Raw genomic sequence first — 332 nt, forward strand, 5'->3', positions numbered from 1 at the left:
CTTTAGAGTCGTATCCGACTCGAGAGCATTCAGCGAATGCAGCTTCTGCTTCTTTTCGACTCGAAAACTTCTGGTAACGCGCTTTAGGAAAGTTAATCGCCAATCTTTCCACCTCTTCCCAACATCCATAGATACCCGGTCTGGCACCGGCAAACACAACATACCAATTACGTTTTGTTGAGGGTCTCTTGTTCATTTCAATTTCCTGAATAGCACAGGGCAATTCGCCTGCTTTATCGCTTTACAGTTTTTTCATTCATACCTTTGCAACGTGTTGTAGAAGTGACTTCTCTGTATGCCGGTGTATGCTGAGAATGTTTGATGGAAGGTAG

1 protein-coding gene is annotated in these 332 nt (G+C 44.0%); it reads right to left on the minus strand.

The window, feature by feature from the left end; genetic code table 11:
* A partial coding sequence (locus J0A66_RS22355; protein WP_206576027.1) for an RNase H1/viroplasmin domain-containing protein occupies positions 1–196 on the minus strand: 196 nt, incomplete at its 3' end.
* Positions 197–332 lie beyond the last annotated feature (136 nt).

The organism is Bowmanella dokdonensis, assembly GCF_017254865.1.
In the GTDB taxonomy this organism is placed as follows: domain Bacteria; phylum Pseudomonadota; class Gammaproteobacteria; order Enterobacterales; family Alteromonadaceae; genus Bowmanella; species Bowmanella dokdonensis.